Origin of the sequence: Streptomyces sp. NPDC012466 (assembly GCF_042955215.1) — a bacterium.
In the GTDB taxonomy this organism is placed as follows: Bacteria; Actinomycetota; Actinomycetes; order Streptomycetales; family Streptomycetaceae; genus Streptomyces.
The window spans coordinates 401855-419045 of record NZ_JBIBEQ010000001.1 but is presented as its reverse complement, the minus strand read 5'-3'; the positions used below and the strand labels follow the sequence as shown (position 1 = coordinate 419045).

Genomic DNA, 17191 nt, shown 5'->3' with positions numbered 1-17191 from the left:
CCCGAAAGGACGGCCATGACCGAGCGCGCCCCCCTCGGAATCGCGGTCATCGGTACCGGAAGGATGGGCGCCGACCATGTGCGCCGCATCCACGAAGTCACCAGCGGAGCACGGGTCGTCGCCGTCGCGGACATCGACGCGGAGCGCGCGAAGGCCGTCGCCGCCCGCATCGACGGCTGCACGGCCCACACCGACCCGGCCGCCGCGATGGCGGCGGCCGACGTCGACGCCGTCCTGATCGCCTCCCCGGGCCCGGCCCACGAAGCCACCCTGCTCGCCGCCTTCGAGCGCGATCTGCCCGTCCTGTGCGAGAAGCCGCTCACCCCCGACGCGGCCTCCGCCCTGCGCGTCCTCGAAGCCGAACTGCGCCTCGGCCACCGCCGGGTCCAGGTCGGCTTCATGCGCCGCTACGACCCCGAGTACGCGAAGCTGAAGGCCCTGCTGGCGACGGGCCAGCTGGGCCGGCCGCTGATGCTGCACAACCGGCACCGCAACGTCGCCAGCCCGCCCTTCTTCACCAGCTCCATGCTCATCAGCGACTCCGTCGCCCACGAGGCCGACGCGACCCGCTGGCTGCTGGGCCACGAGATCACGGCGGTCACGGTGCTGCGCCCCACCCCGTCGGCCAGCGCCCCGGACGCCCTCCAGGACCCCCAGTTCGTCGTCTTCGAGACCGACGGCGGCGCCCTCAGCGACGTCGAGATCTTCGTCAACTGCGGCTTCGGCTACCAGGTCCAGGCCGAGGTCGTCTGCGAACGCGGCACCGCCCGCATCGGCGACGGCCACGCCCTGGTCACCAACATGGCAGGCCGCTGGGGCGGCACCATCGCCCAGGACTGGACCGAACGCTTCGAGACGGCCTACGACCAGGAGATCCAGACCTGGATCGACGCCACCCGCCGTGGCGAGGTGACGGGCCCGAGCACCTGGGACGGCTACGCGGCGGCGGCGGTGTGCGAGGCGGGGGTCCGGGCCCTGGAGGAGGGCGGACGGGTGGAGATCGAACTGGCGGAGAAGCCGGCGCTCTACGCGTGACAAGGGGTTCGGGTCGCAGCCCCGGCCCCTTGCCGCATGTAGCGTGAACAGTGTCGTAGAGGAGAGCGCTGATGGGCACGGCACGCGACCTGATGATCGTGGCGCTGGACGGGGCGACGAGCCGTCCGGTGACGCAGGGTGACCTTTCGCTCGGACTGGCCGGGGCGGAGGTGTTCGACCTCCTCGGCGTCGAAGCGGTGACGCTGGACGACGACCGCATCGTGCCCCGCCGCACGCCGCCCCTCGACGACCCTCTGCTCGAACAGGCCGCGGCCGGGCTCGTACGTGACAAGCCGTACGAGACGGTCGAGGACTGGCTGTGGCGCAGGGGTCGCGGGCTGGCCGAGCGGTACCTGACCGTCCTGACCGAGGAGGGACTGGTCGCGCGGCCGCGCGCCTCCTGGATCCCCTTCCGCGGCGCCGCCGGGCCGACGCCGGTCGACTCTCCTGCCCGGCAGCGCGCCAGGGACCGCCGGGCGACCGACGAGCCGGTGCTCACCACACTCGCGGCCGCCGTCGGAGCGCGCGACGACGTGCCCGAGGACCTCGCCGTGCTCCACGGCGTCGCCCAGACCGTGTTCGCCGCGGTGGTCGGCGCCGTGACGGAGCTGGACGCCGTGCGCCGGCGCCGGGCCGTCGAGGACGCGGCGTTCGCCAACGTCTGGCGCGGTGCGTGAACCGTCGCGCTCCCGCTCGCCCGTGAGTCCCGAGAGGCCGGCCCCGCGCGCCCCGCGGACGGTGACCGCGCCGCACCGGCTGACCGCCCTGGTCCGTGGCCCGTCGGGGTGAGGGCGGGGCGGGAGCCGGGCCCCGCCCCGCCGCGGCACGTCAGACCGCCCGTACCTCCTCGATCGTCACCGGCCGGTGCTCCCGCAGCGACAGGGTGCACGCGTCGGCGATCCAGCCCGCCTCCAGGGCGTCCTCGATCGTGCAGGGCGAGGGGCGGGTGCCGGCGACGACCTCGGTGAACGCGGTCAGCTCGGCCCGGTAGGCGTCGGTGAAGCGGTCCATGAAGAAGTCGTGCGGGACACCCCCGGGGAAGGTCACGCCCGGCTCGACCGAGCGCAGCGGCAGCTTGTCCTCCAGGCCGACGGCGATGGAGTCCTGGAAGCCGTGGATCTCCATGCGGACGTCGTAACCACGGGCGTTGTGGCGGGAGTTGGAGACCACCGCGAGGGTGCCGTCGTCGAGGGTGAGGATCGCGCCGGTGGTGTCGGCGTCGCCCGCCTCCTTGATGTACTCGGCGCCGCGGTTGCCGCCCACGGCGTACACCTCGGTCACCTCGCGGCCCGTCACCCAGCGGATGATGTCGAAGTCGTGCACCGAGCAGTCGCGGAAGATGCCACCGGAGGCGGCGATGTACGCGGCCGGCGGCGGCGCCGGGTCCAGCGTGGTCGAGCGGACCGTGTGCAGCTTGCCGAGCTCGCCGCCGCGCACGGCGGCACGAGCGTTGACGAACCCGGCGTCGAAGCGGCGGTTGTAGCCGATCTGGATCGGCACGTCCGTGCCCTGGACGGCCTTGAGCACCTCGACGCCCTCGGCCATCGTCCGGGCGACGGGCTTCTCGCAGAAGACGGGCACACCCGCCTCGACACCGGCCAGGATCAGCGCCGGGTGGGCGTCCGTCGCGGCGGCGACCACGATGCCGTCCACACCGGCGGCCAGCAGCGCCTCCGGCGAGTCCACGACATCGGCCCCGAACCGCTCGGCGGCGGCCTTGGCGGCGTCCGCGAACGGATCCGTGACGACGAGGGAGTCGACGGCGTCGAGTCCGGAGAGGGTCTCGGCGTGGAAGGCGCCGATGCGGCCGAGGCCGAGGATTCCGATACGCATGGGGGTGTGCTCCTGGAGGAAGTGCGGGTTTCTTGCGGGGAAGTGCTCAGTCGAGTCCGCCGAGGACGTTCTGGTCCCAGTCGATCACCGACCCGGTGACCACCCCGGACCGGTCCGACAGCAGGAGGACCACGAAGTCGGCGATCTCGTCCGGTTGGCCGAGCTTGCCCATGGGCAGCTTCGCGGCGGCTTCCTCGCGCCAGTCGTCCCCGGCCCCGTGGAAGGTCCTCTGCGTGGCGTCCTCACCCTCGGTCGCCGTCCAGCCGATGTTGAGCCCGTTGATCCGGACCCGGTCCCACCGGTGCGCGTGCGCGGCGTTGCGGGTCAGGCCGACCAGCCCCGCCTTGGCCGCGACATAGGGCGCGAGGAACGGCTGCCCGCCGTGCGCCGACGAGGTGATGATGTTGACGACCGTGCCGGGCGACTCGCGCGCCACCATGTCCGCGACAGCCGCCTGCATCGCGAAGAAGGGTGCCTTCAGATTGATCGCGATGTGCTGGTCGAACAGCTCGGGCGTGGTGTCCAGCAACGTCCCCCGCGACGTGAGACCGGCGGAGTTCACGAGGCAGTCGACCCGGCCGTACGTCTGGACGACCCGGGCCACGGAGGCCTTCGCCTGCTCGGCGTCCGACAGGTCGGCCCGGACGTACAGGGCCTTGCCGCCCGCGGCGGTCAGCTCCCGCACCAGGGCCTCGCCCGGCTCGGGGCGCCGTCCGGTGACGGCCACGACCGCGCCCTCCCGGACGGCGGCCCGCGCGATGGCGGCGCCCACCCCCTGGCTGCCGCCGTTGACCAGGACGACCTTGTCGTCGAGAAGTCCCATCGAATTCCTCAGCTCTCTCGGCGTCCGGCGCCGGCCCGCAGCTCCGCCCGGAACGCCTCCGGTGTCCACTCCTCGCGCAGCGCGCGCCGCATCAGGTCCGCCTGCGAGAGCGGGGCGAGACCGTCGACCGGCGGGTCGCTGTCCAGGTTGGTCGGGAAGGGGTAGCCCTCGGCGCTCGCCGCCACGACGTTGTCCAGCCATGCCAGGTCGGCGCCCTCGGCCTTGCGCTTGAGGAGAACCGGGTACACCGCGCCCGCCAGGGCCACCCGGTCCACCGTCTCCATCGCGCGGCCGAACGCGGACGACACCTGGAGCAGGTTGGCCATGCGCCGGATGTCCGCCGAGCGGTTGCTGCCGGCCGCGTGGAAGAGGGCCGGGTTGAAGAAGACCGCGTCGCCCTTGGCGAGCGGGAGTTGCACCTGGTGCGCCTCGAAGTACGCCCGGAACTCGGGAAGCCGCCAGGCGAGGTAGCCCGGCTCGTACTTCTGCGAGTGCGGCAGGTACATCGTCGGACCGGACTCCACCGGCATGTCGCAGTGCGCGACCGCGCCCTGGAGCGTCAGCACGGGGGAGAGGCGGTGCGCGTGCGCCGGGTAGGCGGCGGCGACGTCGTTGGACAGGAAGCCCAGGTGGTAGTCGCGGTGCGCGGTCTGGGCGGCGCCACCCGGGTTGACCACGTTGAGCTGGGAGGTGACCTGGTAGCCGGGACCCAGCCAGGCCGAGGACACCAGGGCGAGGATCTCGTTGGCGTAGTAGTCGGCGAACGCCTCCGCGTCGTACAGGGCCGCCTTCTCCAGCGCGTTCCACACCCGGTCGTTGGCGCCCGGCTTGGCGAAGTGGTCACCTGCCGTCGCGCCCGAGGCGCGCTGCTCGGCGATCAGCGCCTCGAACACGCCGGTGGCCCGGTCCACGACGTCCGGGTCGGGAAAGGCACCGCGGAAGACCACGATGCCGGGCCCGTCGGCCAGCGCCCGCACCAGTTCGGCCTGGACGACCCGGTCGCCCTCCAGCAGCCCGCAGTCGTAGACCGGCACGTTCCGCTCCACGGCGGAGGCGTGCGGATAGTCGGCGGGGTCGGTCGCCTGCTCGACCAGCGCACGGAACGCGTCGAGGTCACAGTCCTGCTCGGACAGCCAGGCACGGTGGTGCAGGGAAGTGATGGACATCGTCGTCCCTTCGGGGGTCACTGGAGCGACGCAGCCCTGTCATTCTTGTCAGTACAAACCCCTCGAACAACCAGCAGCGAGCCATCAAAAACCCCTCAAGGAGCCGGCGCATGGGCCACCCGTTCCCGATCCGGGAGATCGCACGTCAGGCGGGCCTGAGCGAGGCGACCGTCGACCGGGTGCTGAACGACAGGGGAGGGGTGCGCGAGAGCACCGCGCGCGAGGTCCGCCAGGCCATCGCCGATCTCGACCGGCAGCGCACCCAGGTCCGGCTCGTCGGGCGGACGTTCATGGTCGACATCGTGATGCAGGCACCCGAGCGGTTCACCACGGCGATCAGGGCCGCCCTGGAGGCCGAACTGCCGTCCCTGCGTCCGGCGGTGCTCCGCTCCCGCTTCCACTTCCGCGAGACCGGCCCGGCCGCGGAGCTGGTGCGGGTCCTGGACCGGATCGCCCGCCGCGGCTCGCAGGGCGTGATCCTCAAGGCCCCGGACGTTCCCGAGGTCACCGCCGCCGTCGGCCGGCTCGAAGCCGCCGGCGTCCCCGTCGTGACGCTGGTGACCGACCTGCCCGCCAGCGCCCGGCTCGCCTACGTCGGCATAGACGACCGGGCGGCGGGCGCCACGGCCGCGTACCTGATGGGTCAGTGGCTGGGGGAGCGCCCGGGCAACATCCTCACCAGCCTCAGCAGCGGCTTCTTCCGCAACGAGGAGGAGCGGGAGATGGGCTTCCGCAGCGCCATGCGGGCCCGGCACCCCGAGCGCACGCTGGTCGAGATCGCCGAGGGGCAGGGACTCGACGCCACCCAGTACGACCTCGTCCGGGCCGCGCTGGAACGCGACCCGGACATCCGCGCGGTCTACTCCATCGGCGGCGGCAACATCGCCACACTGCGGGCCTTCGACGACCTCGGCCGTGAATGCGCCGTGTTCGTCGCCCACGACCTCGACCACGACAACACCCGCCTGCTGCGCGAGCACCGCCTGTCCGCCGTGCTCCACCACGACCTGCGCCAGGACGTCCGCGAGGCCTGCCACACCGTCATGCGCGCCCATGACGCGCTGCCGCCGGCGGGACCGACCCTGCCGTCGGCGATCCAGGTGGTGACGCCGTACAACATGCCGCCGCAGGCGGCCGTGTGATCCGGGCGGCACCACCTGGCGTTGGATCCGGAAGCGCGGCTCCTGCGGCGCCTGCCCTCGGGGCCCCTGCGGACCTCGCGCCCCGACGGCGGGCCGGACGGGTTGCCGACGCTCGCCGACGGCGTGTTCGCCATCGTCATCACGCTGCTCGTCCTGGATCTCTACGTGCCGCGGGGCCCGGAACCCGACCAGTACCGACAGGCCCTGCGACAGGTGCTCCCCGACCTCGGGGCCTGGGAGTGTTCTGAGTTGAGATCACGGGATCGGTCGCATTCCCGCTCCAGGAGGGTGCCGGCTGCGGTAGACCGGTCGCGTGACTCGTGGTGATCTGACCGATGCCGAGTGGAGTTGATCGAGCCGCACCTGCCGCTGGGGGCGTTCGGACCAGTCCCTGACCTGCGTAGCTATCCTCCTGCAACCTTTTCCCCCGCCCGACTGTCTCCTGATCATCAACCGCTCCTGTCTCTGTGGTCCCTGAGAAATCATCGGCACAGGAGCGGTCGCACAGAATCATCAGGAGACACTTCATGCGCATTCGCCCCGCAGCCTGCGCGGCACTCCTCGTGGCGTCCCTCGCCCCCGTCCTCACGGCACCTCCCGCCAGCGCAGCGGCGGCCAGGTACGCGGACGACTTCAACGGCGACGGCTACCGCGACTACGCCAGCTACACCTACGAGCAGTACAGCAAGGGCGGCGGCGTCCAGATCACCTTCGGTACCGCCTCCGGACCCGGCACCCAGACCCAGTTGATCACCCAGGACAGCCCTGGTGTCCCCGGCGCCGACGAGACGGAGGACCAGTTCGGCGACGTCCGGGTGCCCGCCGACTTCAACGCCGACGGATACGGGGACCTCGCCGTGTCGGTGTCGCGCGAGGACGTCGACGGACGCACGGACGAGGGCGGCGTCGTCATCCTGTGGGGAAGCGCGACCGGCCTCTCGGGTGGCACCGCGATCCCCAACGCCGGCGCCAAGGTGTCGAACGCCCGCTTCGGCCGCGACCTCGCCGCCGGGGATTTCAACGGGGACGGCAAGAAGGACCTGGCCGCGATCAGCGGGAGCAAGGCCTACGTCTACCGCAGCATCACGCGCACCGGTGTGGCAGGCTCGGTCACCAGCCACGACAAGACGACGAGATTCGCGCCCACGTCCCTGGTCTCGGGCAACATGAACGGGGACTCCAAGACCGATCTGGTGATCATCGGAATCACCGACGAGCCCGACAACTTCGGCACGGACGCGTGGTTCATCAAGGGCGGCTCCCCGCTCAGCGCGGGCAAGACCCTGCGCCTCGTCACGAACTACGGCGACCCCAGCGAGGCGGTGATCGCCGACTTCAACAAGGACGGCTACGGGGACCTCGCGGCGGGCAGCCAGATGTACAACAACAACCAGGGCCGGGTGTCCATCTGGTACGGCTCCTCCACCGGCCCCGCCACCGCCGTCCGTATCACGCAGGCCACCACCAATGTCGCCGGCACCCCAGAGTCCGGCGACCTGTTCGGCTCCTCCGTCTCGGCCGCCGACATCAACGGCGACGGCTACAAGGACCTCGCGATCGGCGTCTTCGGAGAGAAGATCAGCCAGGAGACGACCGAGGGCGGCGTCCACGTCCTGCGCGGCAGCGCGAGCGGGATCACCGGCACCAACTCCCAGTGGCTCGCCCGCAACACCGCCGGCGTCCCCGGCGACGTCGCATGGAACGACTGCTTCGGCGAGCCGGTCCGCCTCCGCGACACCAACCGCGACGGCAAGGCCGACCTCTACGTCGGCGCCATCAACGGCTCGCTGCGCTTCCCCGGCACGTCGTCCGGCGTCACCACGACCGGTGTGACCGACGCCGACAACGAACTCATCTGGGGCATGCTCCAGTAGGCCCGGCCTCCCGCCCAGCTGCCTGGGGTTCGCCTTGTTCGTACGAGTGCGCCCGCGTCGTGGCCGCTCGCGCAGTTCCCCGCACATTCCCGCTCCAGGAGGGTGCTGGCTGCGGTAGACCGGCCGCGTGACTCGTGATGACCTGACCGATGCCGAGTGGAGTTGATCGAGCCGCACCTGCCGCTGGGGGCGTTCGGACCGATCCCTGACCTGCGTAGCTATTTTCAACGCGGTGATGTGGCGGTTCCGTACCGGCAGCCCCTGGCGGGACGTGCCGGACAGCTACGGCTCCTGGTCGACGATCTACGACCGGTTGCGGATGTGGGCGCGTGACACGGTCTTCCAGACCCTCATGGACGCGATGATCGCCGAGGCAGCGGCCCGCGACGATGTCGATCTCAACCTGGCCAGTGTGGACTCGACGGTTGTCCGCGCGCATCACCATGCGGCGGGCATGGTGGTCGACCCGGAACTCCTTGAGGATCTGGAGAAGGCCGTGGCGGAGGAAAAGGGGCCGCAGCAAAGGGGCAAAACGACCCCGTAGAGAGGGGTCCGCGGACATGGAGCATCCCGAGCGGGACCAGCGCCGGGCCGTGCGCCGACGCCGCAGGGCCCGGCTGCGGGCCGCCGAACTGGGCCGCTCCCGGGGCGGACTGACCAGCACGGTCCACCTCGCCGTTGAGCGACGCTGCCGTCCGCTGTCCATCATCCTCACCCCCGGTCAAGCCGCGGACAGCCCGCACTTCATCCCCGTCCTCAAGAAGATCAAAATCCGCGGCCGGGTCGGCCGTCCCAGGACCAGGCCGGACGCAGTGGCCGGCGACAAGGCTTACTCCTCCCGCGCCAACCGTGCCCACCTGCGCAGACGCGACATCAAGGCGGTGATCCCGGAGAAGGCCGACCAGGCCGCCAACCGCAAGAAGAAGGGACACTCCGGCGGCCGCCCGGTCAGCCACGACGCCACGCTCTACAAAGATCGCAACACCGCCGAGCGAGCCATCAACAAGTTCAAGGAGTGGCGGGGTGCTGGCCACCCGCTAACGGCAAGACATCCCAGAGCTACGCCGCCGGGCTCCACCCTGCGCGGCTCCATCCTCTGGTTACGCAGCCTGCCAGCCCTCCCGTGATCCCAACTCAGAACAGGCCCTAGGCGCTCAGCCGCGGTGCTCGGCAGTTTCCGGCCCGACCACCGCAGATCTTCCGCAGGGCGCGAGAGGCCGACGGGCAGGTGATCAGCCTGTCCGTCCTCGGCCTGGGCGTCGCGGCCCTCGTGCCCTTCCCGACCCGGCTGCTCGCCGGAGTACGGCGACCGGCCCGTCCCGGTCGCCGTCTACGCGGGGGCCGTCGCCGCGCTCGGGCGCTTGCCACCTGGCGGTGGCCGCCGTCTCGGCCAGGCGCCCTGGCTGCGGCACGACATGCCCACCGAGGCGACGACCGCGCTCTACCTCCTCGACAGCGCCACGATCGTGGTGGTCTTCCGCGTGACCGTCCCGCTCGTCCTCGTGACCGTCCCGCTCGTGTGGCTGTGGCTGTGGCTGTGGCTCGTGCTCGTCCCGACCGAGGTCTGCCTGGGCCGGCGGCTCCAGGCCCCCGGCTGAGGGAGCCGCTTCACGCGCGCCCGGCCATCTCCACCCACGTGCCGCTCCGCGCCGAGCGCGCCATCGCGTCCAGGGCGGCCGCGCTGTGCACGGCGTCCGTGAGCGTCGCCCCGTACGCGGTGCCCTCGGCGACCGACCTCAGGAAGCGGTACGCCTCGATGACCTTCAGGTCGTCGTACCCCATCGCGTTCGCCGCCCCGGGCTGGAACGCGGCGAACTCCCCGTGCCCCGGGCCGACGTAGACCGTGGTGACGGCCTGGTCCTGGTACGTCGTGCCGCGGCTGATCCCCAGCTCGTTCATGCGGCGGAAGTCCCAGAAGACGGCGCCCTTGGTGCCGTGCACCTCGAAGCCGTAGTTGTTCTGCTCGCCGACCGAGACCCGGCAGGCCTCCAGGACACCGCGCGCCCCGGAGGCGAAGCGCAGCAGGCAGCTGACGTAGTCCTCGTTCTCGACCGGGCCGAGTTCACCTCCGGCGGCGCGGCTGTGGCCCGCCGTGGCGCCGGCCGGACGGGCCCGCTCCGGGAGGAAGACCGCCGTGTCGGCCGCGAGGGACGTGATGTCGCCGAGCAGGAACCGGGCCAGGTCCACACCGTGCGAGGCCAGGTCGCCCAGCACCCCGCTGCCGCCCCGCTCCCGCTCGTACCGCCAGGTCAGCGCGCCTTCGGGGTGCGCCGCGTAGTCGCTGAACAGCCGTACGCGGACGTGCGTGACCGTGCCGATCTCCCCGGAGGCGATCAGCTCGCGGGCCGCCTCGACGGCGGGCGCGTTGCGGTAGTTGAAGCCGACCGCGCCCTGCACGCCCGCCGCGGCCACCGCGTCCGCGACCGCACCGGCGTCCTCGGCGGTCAGACCCACCGGCTTCTCGATCCAGATGTGCTTGCCCGCCTCGGCCATGGCGACGCCGATCTCGCGGTGCAGGAAGTTGGGCGCGGTGATGCTGACCGCCCGCACCCTGGGGTCGGCGGCCACCTCGCGCCAGTCACGGGTCGTCGAGGCGAACCCGAACTGCGCGGCGGCCTCCTCGGCCCGGCCCGGCACCTCCTCCGCGACCGTGACCAGCTCCGGAACGAGGGGCAGCTGCGGATAGTGGTGCCGCACGCGCGCGTACGCCTGGGTGTGCACCCTCCCCATCCAGCCGAATCCGATGACGGCGACGCCGAGCGTGTCCACCATGAGAGCCCCTCTTTGGACCGTTCCAGAACCTGTCCAGGCCACCCTGAGCGGGGTTCGCCGACGCTGTCAACCCTTTGACAAGCCGTGGCGCCTCATGGAACGGTCCATCCCATGCGACCGCCGACGATCCGTGATGTGGCCGACCGGGCCGGCGTCTCCAAGTCGCTGGTCTCCCTGGTGCTGCGCGGCTCCGACCAGGTGCGCCCCGAGAAGCGGGACGCCGTGCTCCGGGCCGCCCGGGAGCTCGGCTACCGGCCCAACGCCGCCGCCCGCAGCCTCAGCGAACAGCGCACGCGCACGGTCGGTGTCCTCCTGAACGACCTGCGCAACCCCTGGTTCGTCGACCTCCTCGACGGCCTGAACTCCCTGCTGCACGCCAACGGCCTGCACATGCTGCTCGCCGACGCCCGCCTGAACCGCCGCACCGGGCAGGACCCGGCCGACCCGCTGCTGGACCTGCGCGTCGACGGCCTGGTCGTGGTCGGCACCCTGCCCGATCCGGCGGCCCTCGGGGTGGTGGCCGAGCGCATCCCGGTGGTGCTGGCCGGCTCGCGGGAAACGGCGCCGCCGGGCGTCGACGTCGTGGCGGGCGACGACGAGCGGGGCGCCCGGCTGGCCGCCGAGCACCTGATCGGCCTCGGACACCGCCGTATCGCGCACATCGCCGGATATGGCGCGGTGGGTGAACTGCGACGCCGCAGCTTCGAGGCGACGATGCGCCGGCACGGCCTCGCGGACCAGGTGGTGGTCGAGCCGAGCGACATGACCGAGGAGGGCGGCTACCGCACGACCGTCCGGCTGCTCAGCCGCCCCGAGCGGCCCACGGCCGTCTTCGCCGTCAACGACATCGCCGCCATCGGCGCGCTCTCGGCGGCCGCGGAACTGGGGCTGCGCGTCCCGCGCGACCTGTCCGTCGTCGGCTACGACAACACGAGCATCGCCCGGCTGCGGCACGTGTGGCTCACGACGGTCGACAACACCAGCCACGAGGTCGGCCGCCGGGCAGCCCGCTGCCTCCTGGAGCGTTTCGAGGGCGCAGGGGGCGAGGGCCGGGTCCACCTCGCCGTCCCCACTCTGGAGATCCGCGGATCGACGGCGCCCGCGCCCTGATCACGCACCGCCCTCAGAGGTTGATCGCGTAGGCCTTGCGCAGGGTCTCGTGCACCGTCCACGTCGTACGGTCGCCCTCGCGCAGCACGGCGAGGTCGCCCGGCCCGACCGTGAGCGTCGGCCCGCCCTCGACCTCGATCGTCGCCCGGCCGCTGATCACGACGAACAGTTCGTCGGCCTCGGTGTCGGTGACCACCCCGGGGGTGATCTGCCAGACGCCCCGCACCTGACGTCCGTCCGCCGACTCCCACACCACCTTCCCGGTCACCTCGGGCGTCCCGGAGACGATCTGCTCGGGCGCGAGGGGCTCGGGTTCGAGCTCGGCGTCGGGGACGTGGAGTACGAAGCTGTGCGTCATGCGGCGACCCTAGCCCCGGTGGGCGGGGGAGCGGCCTCGACAGAGTGTGGGGTGCCGGGGGAACCGGGCGGACACTCCGTCGCCCCCGGCGTCGCGACCGCACCGGCCCCGCGCCGCACACCGCGCTGCTCTCGATACGGCACTGATGTCCGTCTCAACCCCTATGCCCTGGTCGGGAGTTCCCGCCGACTCGCGTATTGTTTGCGGCATATGCCCGGGAGTTGGGATGTGCCGGGCGGCGATCGCGCGAGCGAAGGGGGACAGCACGTGGACGAGACGCGGCACCGACCCGTGAGGCGAGCCGAACTGGCCGGAGGTGCCGTCACGGCCCTCCTGGCCGTCGCGGCCTTCGCGGGCCACGCCACCAAGACGGGGCTCCCCTGGTGGGCCGTTCTCGCCGTCGCCGTCTCGACGGCGGGCCTCGCGGGCTGGACGGGCGCCCAGATCGGCCGCCGCCGCGGCCCGCGCGACGAACCCCTGGACCTCGGTGACCGCGTGCTCGTCACGCACCCGTGCCGCGAGGTCCGCGACGCCGAGCCGCCTCCCCGTATGCGGTAGGGTTGACCTGCGTGATCACGCGGCTCGCCCGCGCGGGACGCATCGGGACGTGGCGCAGCTTGGTAGCGCACTTGACTGGGGGTCAAGGGGTCGCAGGTTCAAATCCTGTCGTCCCGACGGGTGAAGTACGGGTCCGAGACCGTTTCGGGTGAATCCGAAACGGTCTTTCGGCTTTTTTCGATGGACCGGACGAGGGGCGATGCGGACCGGACGAGGCCGGGCCGGTCACCGGCCCACCATGCGCTCGACGCCGCTCTGTGTCGGGGCCGGTTTGAGGTCCACCTGCACCCGGTGCACCGAGTCGTGGCTCACCGCGCCGCCGAGGCGCGCCTCCACGACGCCCAGGCGCAACCCCGCACCGCCCTCGCCGGCCCGGTGGAACTGCACCGAGAACTCCACGCTCACCTGTTCGACGGTGAACCGCCAGTCACTGCCCGCACCGTCCCGCTCCGCCTGGGCCAGTTCCGTGCGGATCGAGTCGATCGCCTGTGCAAGACCGATCGGTTCGGACTGATGTGCCGTCATGTCTGTTCCCCCGCACGGTGCTTGGCTGATTCGGCAAGGGCACGAGTCTAGTCCCGGCGGGTCCTGATGCGTAGCGTGATGAGGATGGGGGAACTGGCTGCGGACTGGCGGGTGCGGCTGCGGTGGGGGGGAGCGGCGGGCGAGGTACGGGGCGCCGGCGTACTCATCGATGCGCGGACCGTCCTCACGTGCGCGCATGTGCTTCCGGACCCGGACGCGGTGATGTGGGTCGAGTTCGTGGAGAATCCGCGCGTCGCGCCCGTCCCGGCGCGCGTCGCCGACGGCGGCTGGCTGTGGGACCTGCCGGACGGCAACGCCGAGGACGTCGCGGTGCTCCGCCTGGACAGCCCGCGCCCGCAGGCCCGCCCGGCCGTCCTGTCGACGGAGCTCACCGCGGGGCTCGCGGTCACCGTGACCGGGTACACGGAGCGCTTCGACGACGGCATGGTGCTCACCGGGACCGTGCGTGGCCTGAGGGGGCACCGGGTGCAGTTCGACGCGCGGCACCGCAGGGAAGTGGTGCGCCGCGGGTTCAGCGGGGCCGGGGCATGGACCGTGTCCGCGGACGGAGAGCCGGTCGTGGTGGGAATCGTGGTCAGCTGGCGGGGTGACCTGGACGAGCCGCTGCCGCAGGACAACGTGCTGGCGTACTCGTACCTGATCCCCGTCGCGCGCATGGCGGACATCTCCCCGGCGGTGCGTGAGGTGGCGCGTCCCGATGCCTGGGACCGGGGTTTCGACCGGCGGACGCGGCGCTGGCTGGCCGACCCGACCGGCATCCCGGTCAAGGTCAGCGTGGTCGAGCGCGGGGGCGGCCGGGAGCGGACCCTGCGCCACCTGGAACACCTCGCCGACCGCGTGCACCGGCCTGCCGACGCCTCCCGGGCCGAGCTGATCGACCGGCTCCTGGGCGGAGCGCTCACCTTCGCGCCCGGCGACTACCCCGCCTGCCGGCAGTGGTTGCTCGGCCGGGGCGAGCGCCCGGCCTGTGACTCCCCGTACGCCGCCGGACCGGGCCTCACCGTCCTCGTCGACGGCGTGGACGAGGCCCGCAGCCCCGCCCGCCTGGCCGGGCTGCTCGCCCGGCTCGTCGCGTGCGGCGTGCGGCTGCTGCTGGTGTTCCGTGACAGCGGCGGACCGGGATGGCGGGAGGTGCGCGACCTGGTGCTCGAGCCCGCCCTCCTCGCCCACGTCGACGAGCTGCTGGCCCGTGGGAAGGACTGGGAGGCCCGCCGCGCCCGCGAGGACGGGATGGTCGACGCGGAGTCCCTGCGCCACGCGACCGCCGCCACCGCGGACCTGATGATCCGCCGGGAGGCGATCACGGCCATGGCCGAACCGACGGAACGACTGCGCGCCTTGCGGGAGTTCGCGGACGAACTGCGGACGGCGTATCAGGGGGGCGGATGAATGGGGTGTGGGGCCGGCGGCTGCCGCCGGAAGGGCGGACCGCCGGCGGTGTGTGCTGAGCCGGGACGCCGATGAGCGGCGCGACCCGCCGTCGTGACATCGGCGTACCGACGGCCGCGGGACGAAGACGGGGGAGGACCATGCGCGTGAGTACGGAGCCGTGCCGTCAGCGACGGCTCACTGGAAGCCCCTGCGGCGGGGGGATCCTGCCCACCGGGTACTGCGACCGGTGCGGCCGACGACGGGACGCGCGGCCGCTGCCGCAGCTCGACGACCGACCGCGGGGCCCCAGGCAACTGCTGGCACTGCCGATCCGCACACCGCGCTCGCCCGAGGAGCGCCTCGACGGCGGCGCTCACATAGCGGACCAGGCGCAGCGCTGCCGCACACCGGACTGCGGTGCCACGATCCCCGTCCTCCCCGACAGCCCCGACCGGCAGTACTGCCCGCGCTGCGGCAAGCCGCACGCCATGCGGCCCGACTTCTTACGCGGCGCGACGCTCAGCGACCAGTACCACATCAAAGGCCCTGTCGCCCGCGGCGGTCAGGGCTGGGTGTACCTCGCCGAGGACACCCACCTCGACGACCTCGTCGCCGTGAAGACCCTGCGGGACCGTTACGGCGCGCACGGCGCCGCCCTCGCCGACCTCGAGCGGCGCACCCTCGTGGCCAGCCGGCACCCGTACATCGTGCGGATCCGCGACTTCCTCCCCTATGGGGCCCCCACATCGGGCGACGGCGCCCCGAACCCCGAACTCCGCGTCCGGGGCGGTCACATCGTCATGGAGGACGTCGGTGACCACACCCTCCAGTCCGTCATCGAAGAGGTCCGCCGCGGACACGAGACGCTCGACATCGAGCACGTCGCCACGTACGGCATCCAGATCCTGACGGCGCTCTCCCACCTGCACCAACAGGACCTCCTGTACGGCGACATGAAGCCGTCGAACGTCGTCCACGTCGATGACCACGTCAAGGTCATCGACATGGGCAGTGTGCGCAAGCTCCACCAGACCGAGCCGCCGCCCCACGTGACGCCCGGCTTCCACGCGCCGGAGCTGGCCGGCGAACTGACTCTCGCGAACGACCTGCACGCCGTCGGCGTGACCCTGCGCTGTCTCGCCGCTCCCGCCGTCCGCGACGACGTGCCCGGCCTCGGCACGACGTCGCTCGACGCCGTCATCGACCGGGCCACGCGGACCGTGCAGGAAGGGCCGCGCTTCAAGGACGCGGAAGAGATGGCCGACCAACTCCGGGGCGCCCTGCGCGAGATCAGGGCGCTGCGCGGCAAGGGCGGCTCACCCGAGCCGTCCGGCTACTTCGACCCGTCGCCGGAGTGGCTCGGTGAGCGGCTCGGCGACGTACCCACGACATCCGACCTGGCGCGCCCCGACGAGGTCCCCCCGCGTCGCGGTGCTCCGCCCGTCCTGCGCGTCCTGGACCACGGGCGGCCCACACCCGTCGAGATCGCCCGACGGCTCCCCGTCCCCAAGCCGTTCTCGAAAGACCCGCGGACTCCCGAGTTCGGCGTGAGCGGGGGTTATGCCAGCACCGTGCGGCTCCGGCAGACCCCCGACGACGAGCCCTCCGCCGAAATCTGCCTGCACAACATCCGCGTCGCCCTGGCCGCCGATCCCGCACCGCCCGACGTCGACGCGGCGGAGGCGGAGCTGGCCCTGGCCGAGGGCATCCCGGGGCCCGAGGAAGTGCGGCGCTGGCGCCTGGAGTGGCATCGGGGGCTGATCGCGCTCGCCCGGTTCGGCACGGGCGCGTCGGGGCGGCCCGCCGGCCTGGCGGCGGACCTGGCCGAGGCGTGCCGGAGCTTCGAACTGGTCCGCGCCGACCTGCCGGGGGAGTACGCGCCGAAACTGGCCCTCGCCTACGCCTACGAGTGCGCCGCCCACGCGGAAGCACGGGCGCCGGACGCCGCCGCGGCACGGGCCCGGGCCCGCGATCTGTTCCACGCGGTGCATCTGCGCAACCCGGCACACTGCGGCGCCGCCCTGGGCCTGGCCCGCCTCGCCCTCGACGAGCACGACCGTGACAAGGCGCTGGCCGCCCTCGAACGGGTGCCGCGTGGCACCCGTGGCCGCACCCTCGCCCAGCGGGCCGCCACCCGGATCCGGGCCGCCTGCCTGGGCCACGGCCCCGAGGATCTGCCCTCGCCGGAAGCCGCCGAGGCGGTGCTCGCCGCACACGCCGCGGACCGGGACCGCCCCTCACAGGAACGGGAGCTGGTCCTCGCCCCGCTCGACGAACTCCGGCTGCGCATAGAGGTCAACGAGTGGCAGCTCGCCGCGCTGCACCTGAAGCACGGCATCACCGACACGGGCGAGGCCACCGTGCGGCGTCGCCTGCACCGCCTGCGCCGCTGGTGGCACCCCGCGCACGAACCCGCCCCCGACGAAGGCCGGGCGATGGAGGTCCGCGTCCTGCTGGAACGCGACTACCTGGACCTCGCCGCAGCCGACCCGGACCTCAGCGAGGCCCTGGTGGAGCGCGCCCACGCCGTCCGCCCGACGACGTTGACATGAGACGCCGCCGGTGTCCCTGCCGCCGTACCGCAGCATCTGACAGGAGGAGCT

The 17191-nt window shown here is 72.5% G+C and carries 16 protein-coding genes, 1 tRNA gene and 1 pseudogene; 12 read left to right on the top strand and 6 right to left on the bottom strand.

The genetic code is table 11. The features are described from left to right. The first annotated feature begins 15 nt into the window (after nucleotides 1–15). Nucleotides 16–1035 (top strand): Gfo/Idh/MocA family oxidoreductase, encoded by a 1020-nt coding sequence (locus ACFY9E_RS01905; RefSeq protein WP_390978380.1) that lies wholly within the window; start codon nucleotides 16–18, stop codon nucleotides 1033–1035. 71 nt (nucleotides 1036–1106) lie between these two features. Beyond that, nucleotides 1107–1712 (top strand): GPP34 family phosphoprotein, encoded by a 606-nt coding sequence (locus ACFY9E_RS01900; RefSeq protein WP_390978378.1) that lies wholly within the window; start codon nucleotides 1107–1109, stop codon nucleotides 1710–1712. A 151-nt stretch (nucleotides 1713–1863) separates the two neighbouring features. Here the strand turns inward: ACFY9E_RS01900 and ACFY9E_RS01895 are convergent, their stop codons facing one another. From ACFY9E_RS01895 to ACFY9E_RS01885, 3 genes are read right to left on the bottom strand one after another with little or no spacing between them, the layout of a single operon-like run. After that, nucleotides 1864–2868, bottom strand: coding sequence for a Gfo/Idh/MocA family oxidoreductase (locus tag ACFY9E_RS01895; RefSeq protein ID WP_390978376.1), 1005 nt, complete (start codon nucleotides 2866–2868; stop codon nucleotides 1864–1866). Nucleotides 2869–2914: 46 nt separating this feature from the next. Then, nucleotides 2915–3691: an oxidoreductase gene (locus ACFY9E_RS01890; protein WP_390978374.1), complete on the bottom strand. Its 777-nt coding sequence runs from the start codon at nucleotides 3689–3691 to the stop codon at nucleotides 2915–2917. An 8-nt stretch (nucleotides 3692–3699) separates the two neighbouring features. Then, the gene (locus tag ACFY9E_RS01885) at nucleotides 3700–4857 is read right to left on the bottom strand and encodes a phytanoyl-CoA dioxygenase family protein (protein ID WP_390978372.1); all 1158 of its coding nucleotides are present in this window, start codon (nucleotides 4855–4857) and stop codon (nucleotides 3700–3702) included. Between the two features lie 110 nt (nucleotides 4858–4967). Here ACFY9E_RS01885 and ACFY9E_RS01880 point away from each other — a divergent pair, with 110 nt between their 5' ends. The 5 genes and pseudogenes from ACFY9E_RS01880 (at nucleotide 4968) to ACFY9E_RS01860 (ending at nucleotide 9471) form a co-directional block, all read left to right on the top strand. Then, on the top strand, nucleotides 4968–5999 hold the full coding sequence (locus ACFY9E_RS01880; protein WP_390978370.1) for a substrate-binding domain-containing protein: 1032 nt from the start codon (nucleotides 4968–4970) through the stop codon (nucleotides 5997–5999). Nucleotides 6000–6020: 21 nt separating this feature from the next. Continuing rightward, nucleotides 6021–6326 (top strand): TMEM175 family protein, encoded by a 306-nt coding sequence (locus ACFY9E_RS01875; RefSeq protein ID WP_390978368.1) that lies wholly within the window; start codon nucleotides 6021–6023, stop codon nucleotides 6324–6326. A 200-nt stretch (nucleotides 6327–6526) separates the two neighbouring features. Beyond that, nucleotides 6527–7873 (top strand): FG-GAP-like repeat-containing protein, encoded by a 1347-nt coding sequence (locus tag ACFY9E_RS01870; RefSeq protein WP_390978366.1) that lies wholly within the window; start codon nucleotides 6527–6529, stop codon nucleotides 7871–7873. 127 nt (nucleotides 7874–8000) lie between these two features. Then, nucleotides 8001–9000: pseudogene (locus tag ACFY9E_RS01865) on the top strand (transposase). Between the two features lie 234 nt (nucleotides 9001–9234). Next, nucleotides 9235–9471 carry a hypothetical protein gene (locus ACFY9E_RS01860; RefSeq protein WP_390978364.1) on the top strand — a complete coding sequence of 79 codons (237 nt, stop codon included), beginning with the start codon at nucleotides 9235–9237 and terminating at the stop codon, nucleotides 9469–9471. 10 nt (nucleotides 9472–9481) lie between these two features. Here the strand turns inward: ACFY9E_RS01860 and ACFY9E_RS01855 are convergent, their stop codons facing one another. Next, nucleotides 9482–10645, bottom strand: a complete 1164-nt coding sequence (locus tag ACFY9E_RS01855) for a Gfo/Idh/MocA family oxidoreductase (protein WP_390978362.1) — start codon at nucleotides 10643–10645, stop codon at nucleotides 9482–9484. 111 nt (nucleotides 10646–10756) lie between these two features. Between ACFY9E_RS01855 and ACFY9E_RS01850 the strand changes: the two genes are divergently transcribed. Continuing rightward, nucleotides 10757–11755 (top strand): substrate-binding domain-containing protein, encoded by a 999-nt coding sequence (locus ACFY9E_RS01850; RefSeq protein WP_390978360.1) that lies wholly within the window; start codon nucleotides 10757–10759, stop codon nucleotides 11753–11755. A gap of 13 nt (nucleotides 11756–11768) precedes the next feature. On the opposite strand, the gene ACFY9E_RS01845 is transcribed toward ACFY9E_RS01850, so the two are convergent. Beyond that, nucleotides 11769–12113: a cupin domain-containing protein gene (locus tag ACFY9E_RS01845; protein ID WP_390978358.1), complete on the bottom strand. Its 345-nt coding sequence runs from the start codon at nucleotides 12111–12113 to the stop codon at nucleotides 11769–11771. A 267-nt stretch (nucleotides 12114–12380) separates the two neighbouring features. Between ACFY9E_RS01845 and ACFY9E_RS01840 the strand changes: the two genes are divergently transcribed. Then, on the top strand, nucleotides 12381–12671 hold the full coding sequence (locus ACFY9E_RS01840; RefSeq protein WP_390978356.1) for a hypothetical protein: 291 nt from the start codon (nucleotides 12381–12383) through the stop codon (nucleotides 12669–12671). A 43-nt stretch (nucleotides 12672–12714) separates the two neighbouring features. Then, nucleotides 12715–12788, top strand: a tRNA-Pro gene (locus ACFY9E_RS01835). A gap of 108 nt (nucleotides 12789–12896) precedes the next feature. On the opposite strand, the gene ACFY9E_RS01830 is transcribed toward ACFY9E_RS01835, so the two are convergent. Beyond that, nucleotides 12897–13196, bottom strand: a complete 300-nt coding sequence (locus ACFY9E_RS01830) for a trypco2 family protein (RefSeq protein WP_390978354.1) — start codon at nucleotides 13194–13196, stop codon at nucleotides 12897–12899. 84 nt (nucleotides 13197–13280) lie between these two features. Between ACFY9E_RS01830 and ACFY9E_RS01825 the strand changes: the two genes are divergently transcribed. Together ACFY9E_RS01825 and ACFY9E_RS01820 are read left to right on the top strand one after the other, a co-directional pair. After that, on the top strand, nucleotides 13281–14606 hold the full coding sequence (locus ACFY9E_RS01825) for a trypsin-like peptidase domain-containing protein (protein ID WP_390978352.1): 1326 nt from the start codon (nucleotides 13281–13283) through the stop codon (nucleotides 14604–14606). 140 nt (nucleotides 14607–14746) lie between these two features. Beyond that, nucleotides 14747–17140 (top strand): tetratricopeptide repeat protein, encoded by a 2394-nt coding sequence (locus tag ACFY9E_RS01820; RefSeq protein WP_390978350.1) that lies wholly within the window; start codon nucleotides 14747–14749, stop codon nucleotides 17138–17140. Nucleotides 17141–17191: the final 51 nt, after the last annotated feature.

Excerpts from the sequence above, each read along its gene's own strand:
- ACFY9E_RS01905 (WP_390978380.1), top strand. The coding sequence starts at position 16 with ATGACCGAGCGCGCCCCCCTCGGAATCGCGGTCATCGGTACCGGAAGG.
- ACFY9E_RS01900 (WP_390978378.1), top strand. The coding sequence starts at position 1,107 with ATGGGCACGGCACGCGACCTGATGATCGTGGCGCTGGACGGGGCGACG.
- ACFY9E_RS01895 (WP_390978376.1), bottom strand. The coding sequence starts at position 2,868 with ATGCGTATCGGAATCCTCGGCCTCGGCCGCATCGGCGCCTTCCACGCC.
- ACFY9E_RS01890 (WP_390978374.1), bottom strand. The coding sequence starts at position 3,691 with ATGGGACTTCTCGACGACAAGGTCGTCCTGGTCAACGGCGGCAGCCAG.
- ACFY9E_RS01885 (WP_390978372.1), bottom strand. The coding sequence starts at position 4,857 with ATGTCCATCACTTCCCTGCACCACCGTGCCTGGCTGTCCGAGCAGGAC.
- ACFY9E_RS01880 (WP_390978370.1), top strand. The coding sequence starts at position 4,968 with ATGGGCCACCCGTTCCCGATCCGGGAGATCGCACGTCAGGCGGGCCTG.
- ACFY9E_RS01870 (WP_390978366.1), top strand. The coding sequence starts at position 6,527 with ATGCGCATTCGCCCCGCAGCCTGCGCGGCACTCCTCGTGGCGTCCCTC.
- ACFY9E_RS01855 (WP_390978362.1), bottom strand. The coding sequence starts at position 10,645 with ATGGTGGACACGCTCGGCGTCGCCGTCATCGGATTCGGCTGGATGGGG.
- ACFY9E_RS01850 (WP_390978360.1), top strand. The coding sequence starts at position 10,757 with ATGCGACCGCCGACGATCCGTGATGTGGCCGACCGGGCCGGCGTCTCC.
- ACFY9E_RS01845 (WP_390978358.1), bottom strand. The coding sequence starts at position 12,113 with ATGACGCACAGCTTCGTACTCCACGTCCCCGACGCCGAGCTCGAACCC.
- ACFY9E_RS01830 (WP_390978354.1), bottom strand. The coding sequence starts at position 13,196 with ATGACGGCACATCAGTCCGAACCGATCGGTCTTGCACAGGCGATCGAC.
- ACFY9E_RS01825 (WP_390978352.1), top strand. The coding sequence starts at position 13,281 with ATGGGGGAACTGGCTGCGGACTGGCGGGTGCGGCTGCGGTGGGGGGGA.
- ACFY9E_RS01820 (WP_390978350.1), top strand. The coding sequence starts at position 14,747 with ATGCGCGTGAGTACGGAGCCGTGCCGTCAGCGACGGCTCACTGGAAGC.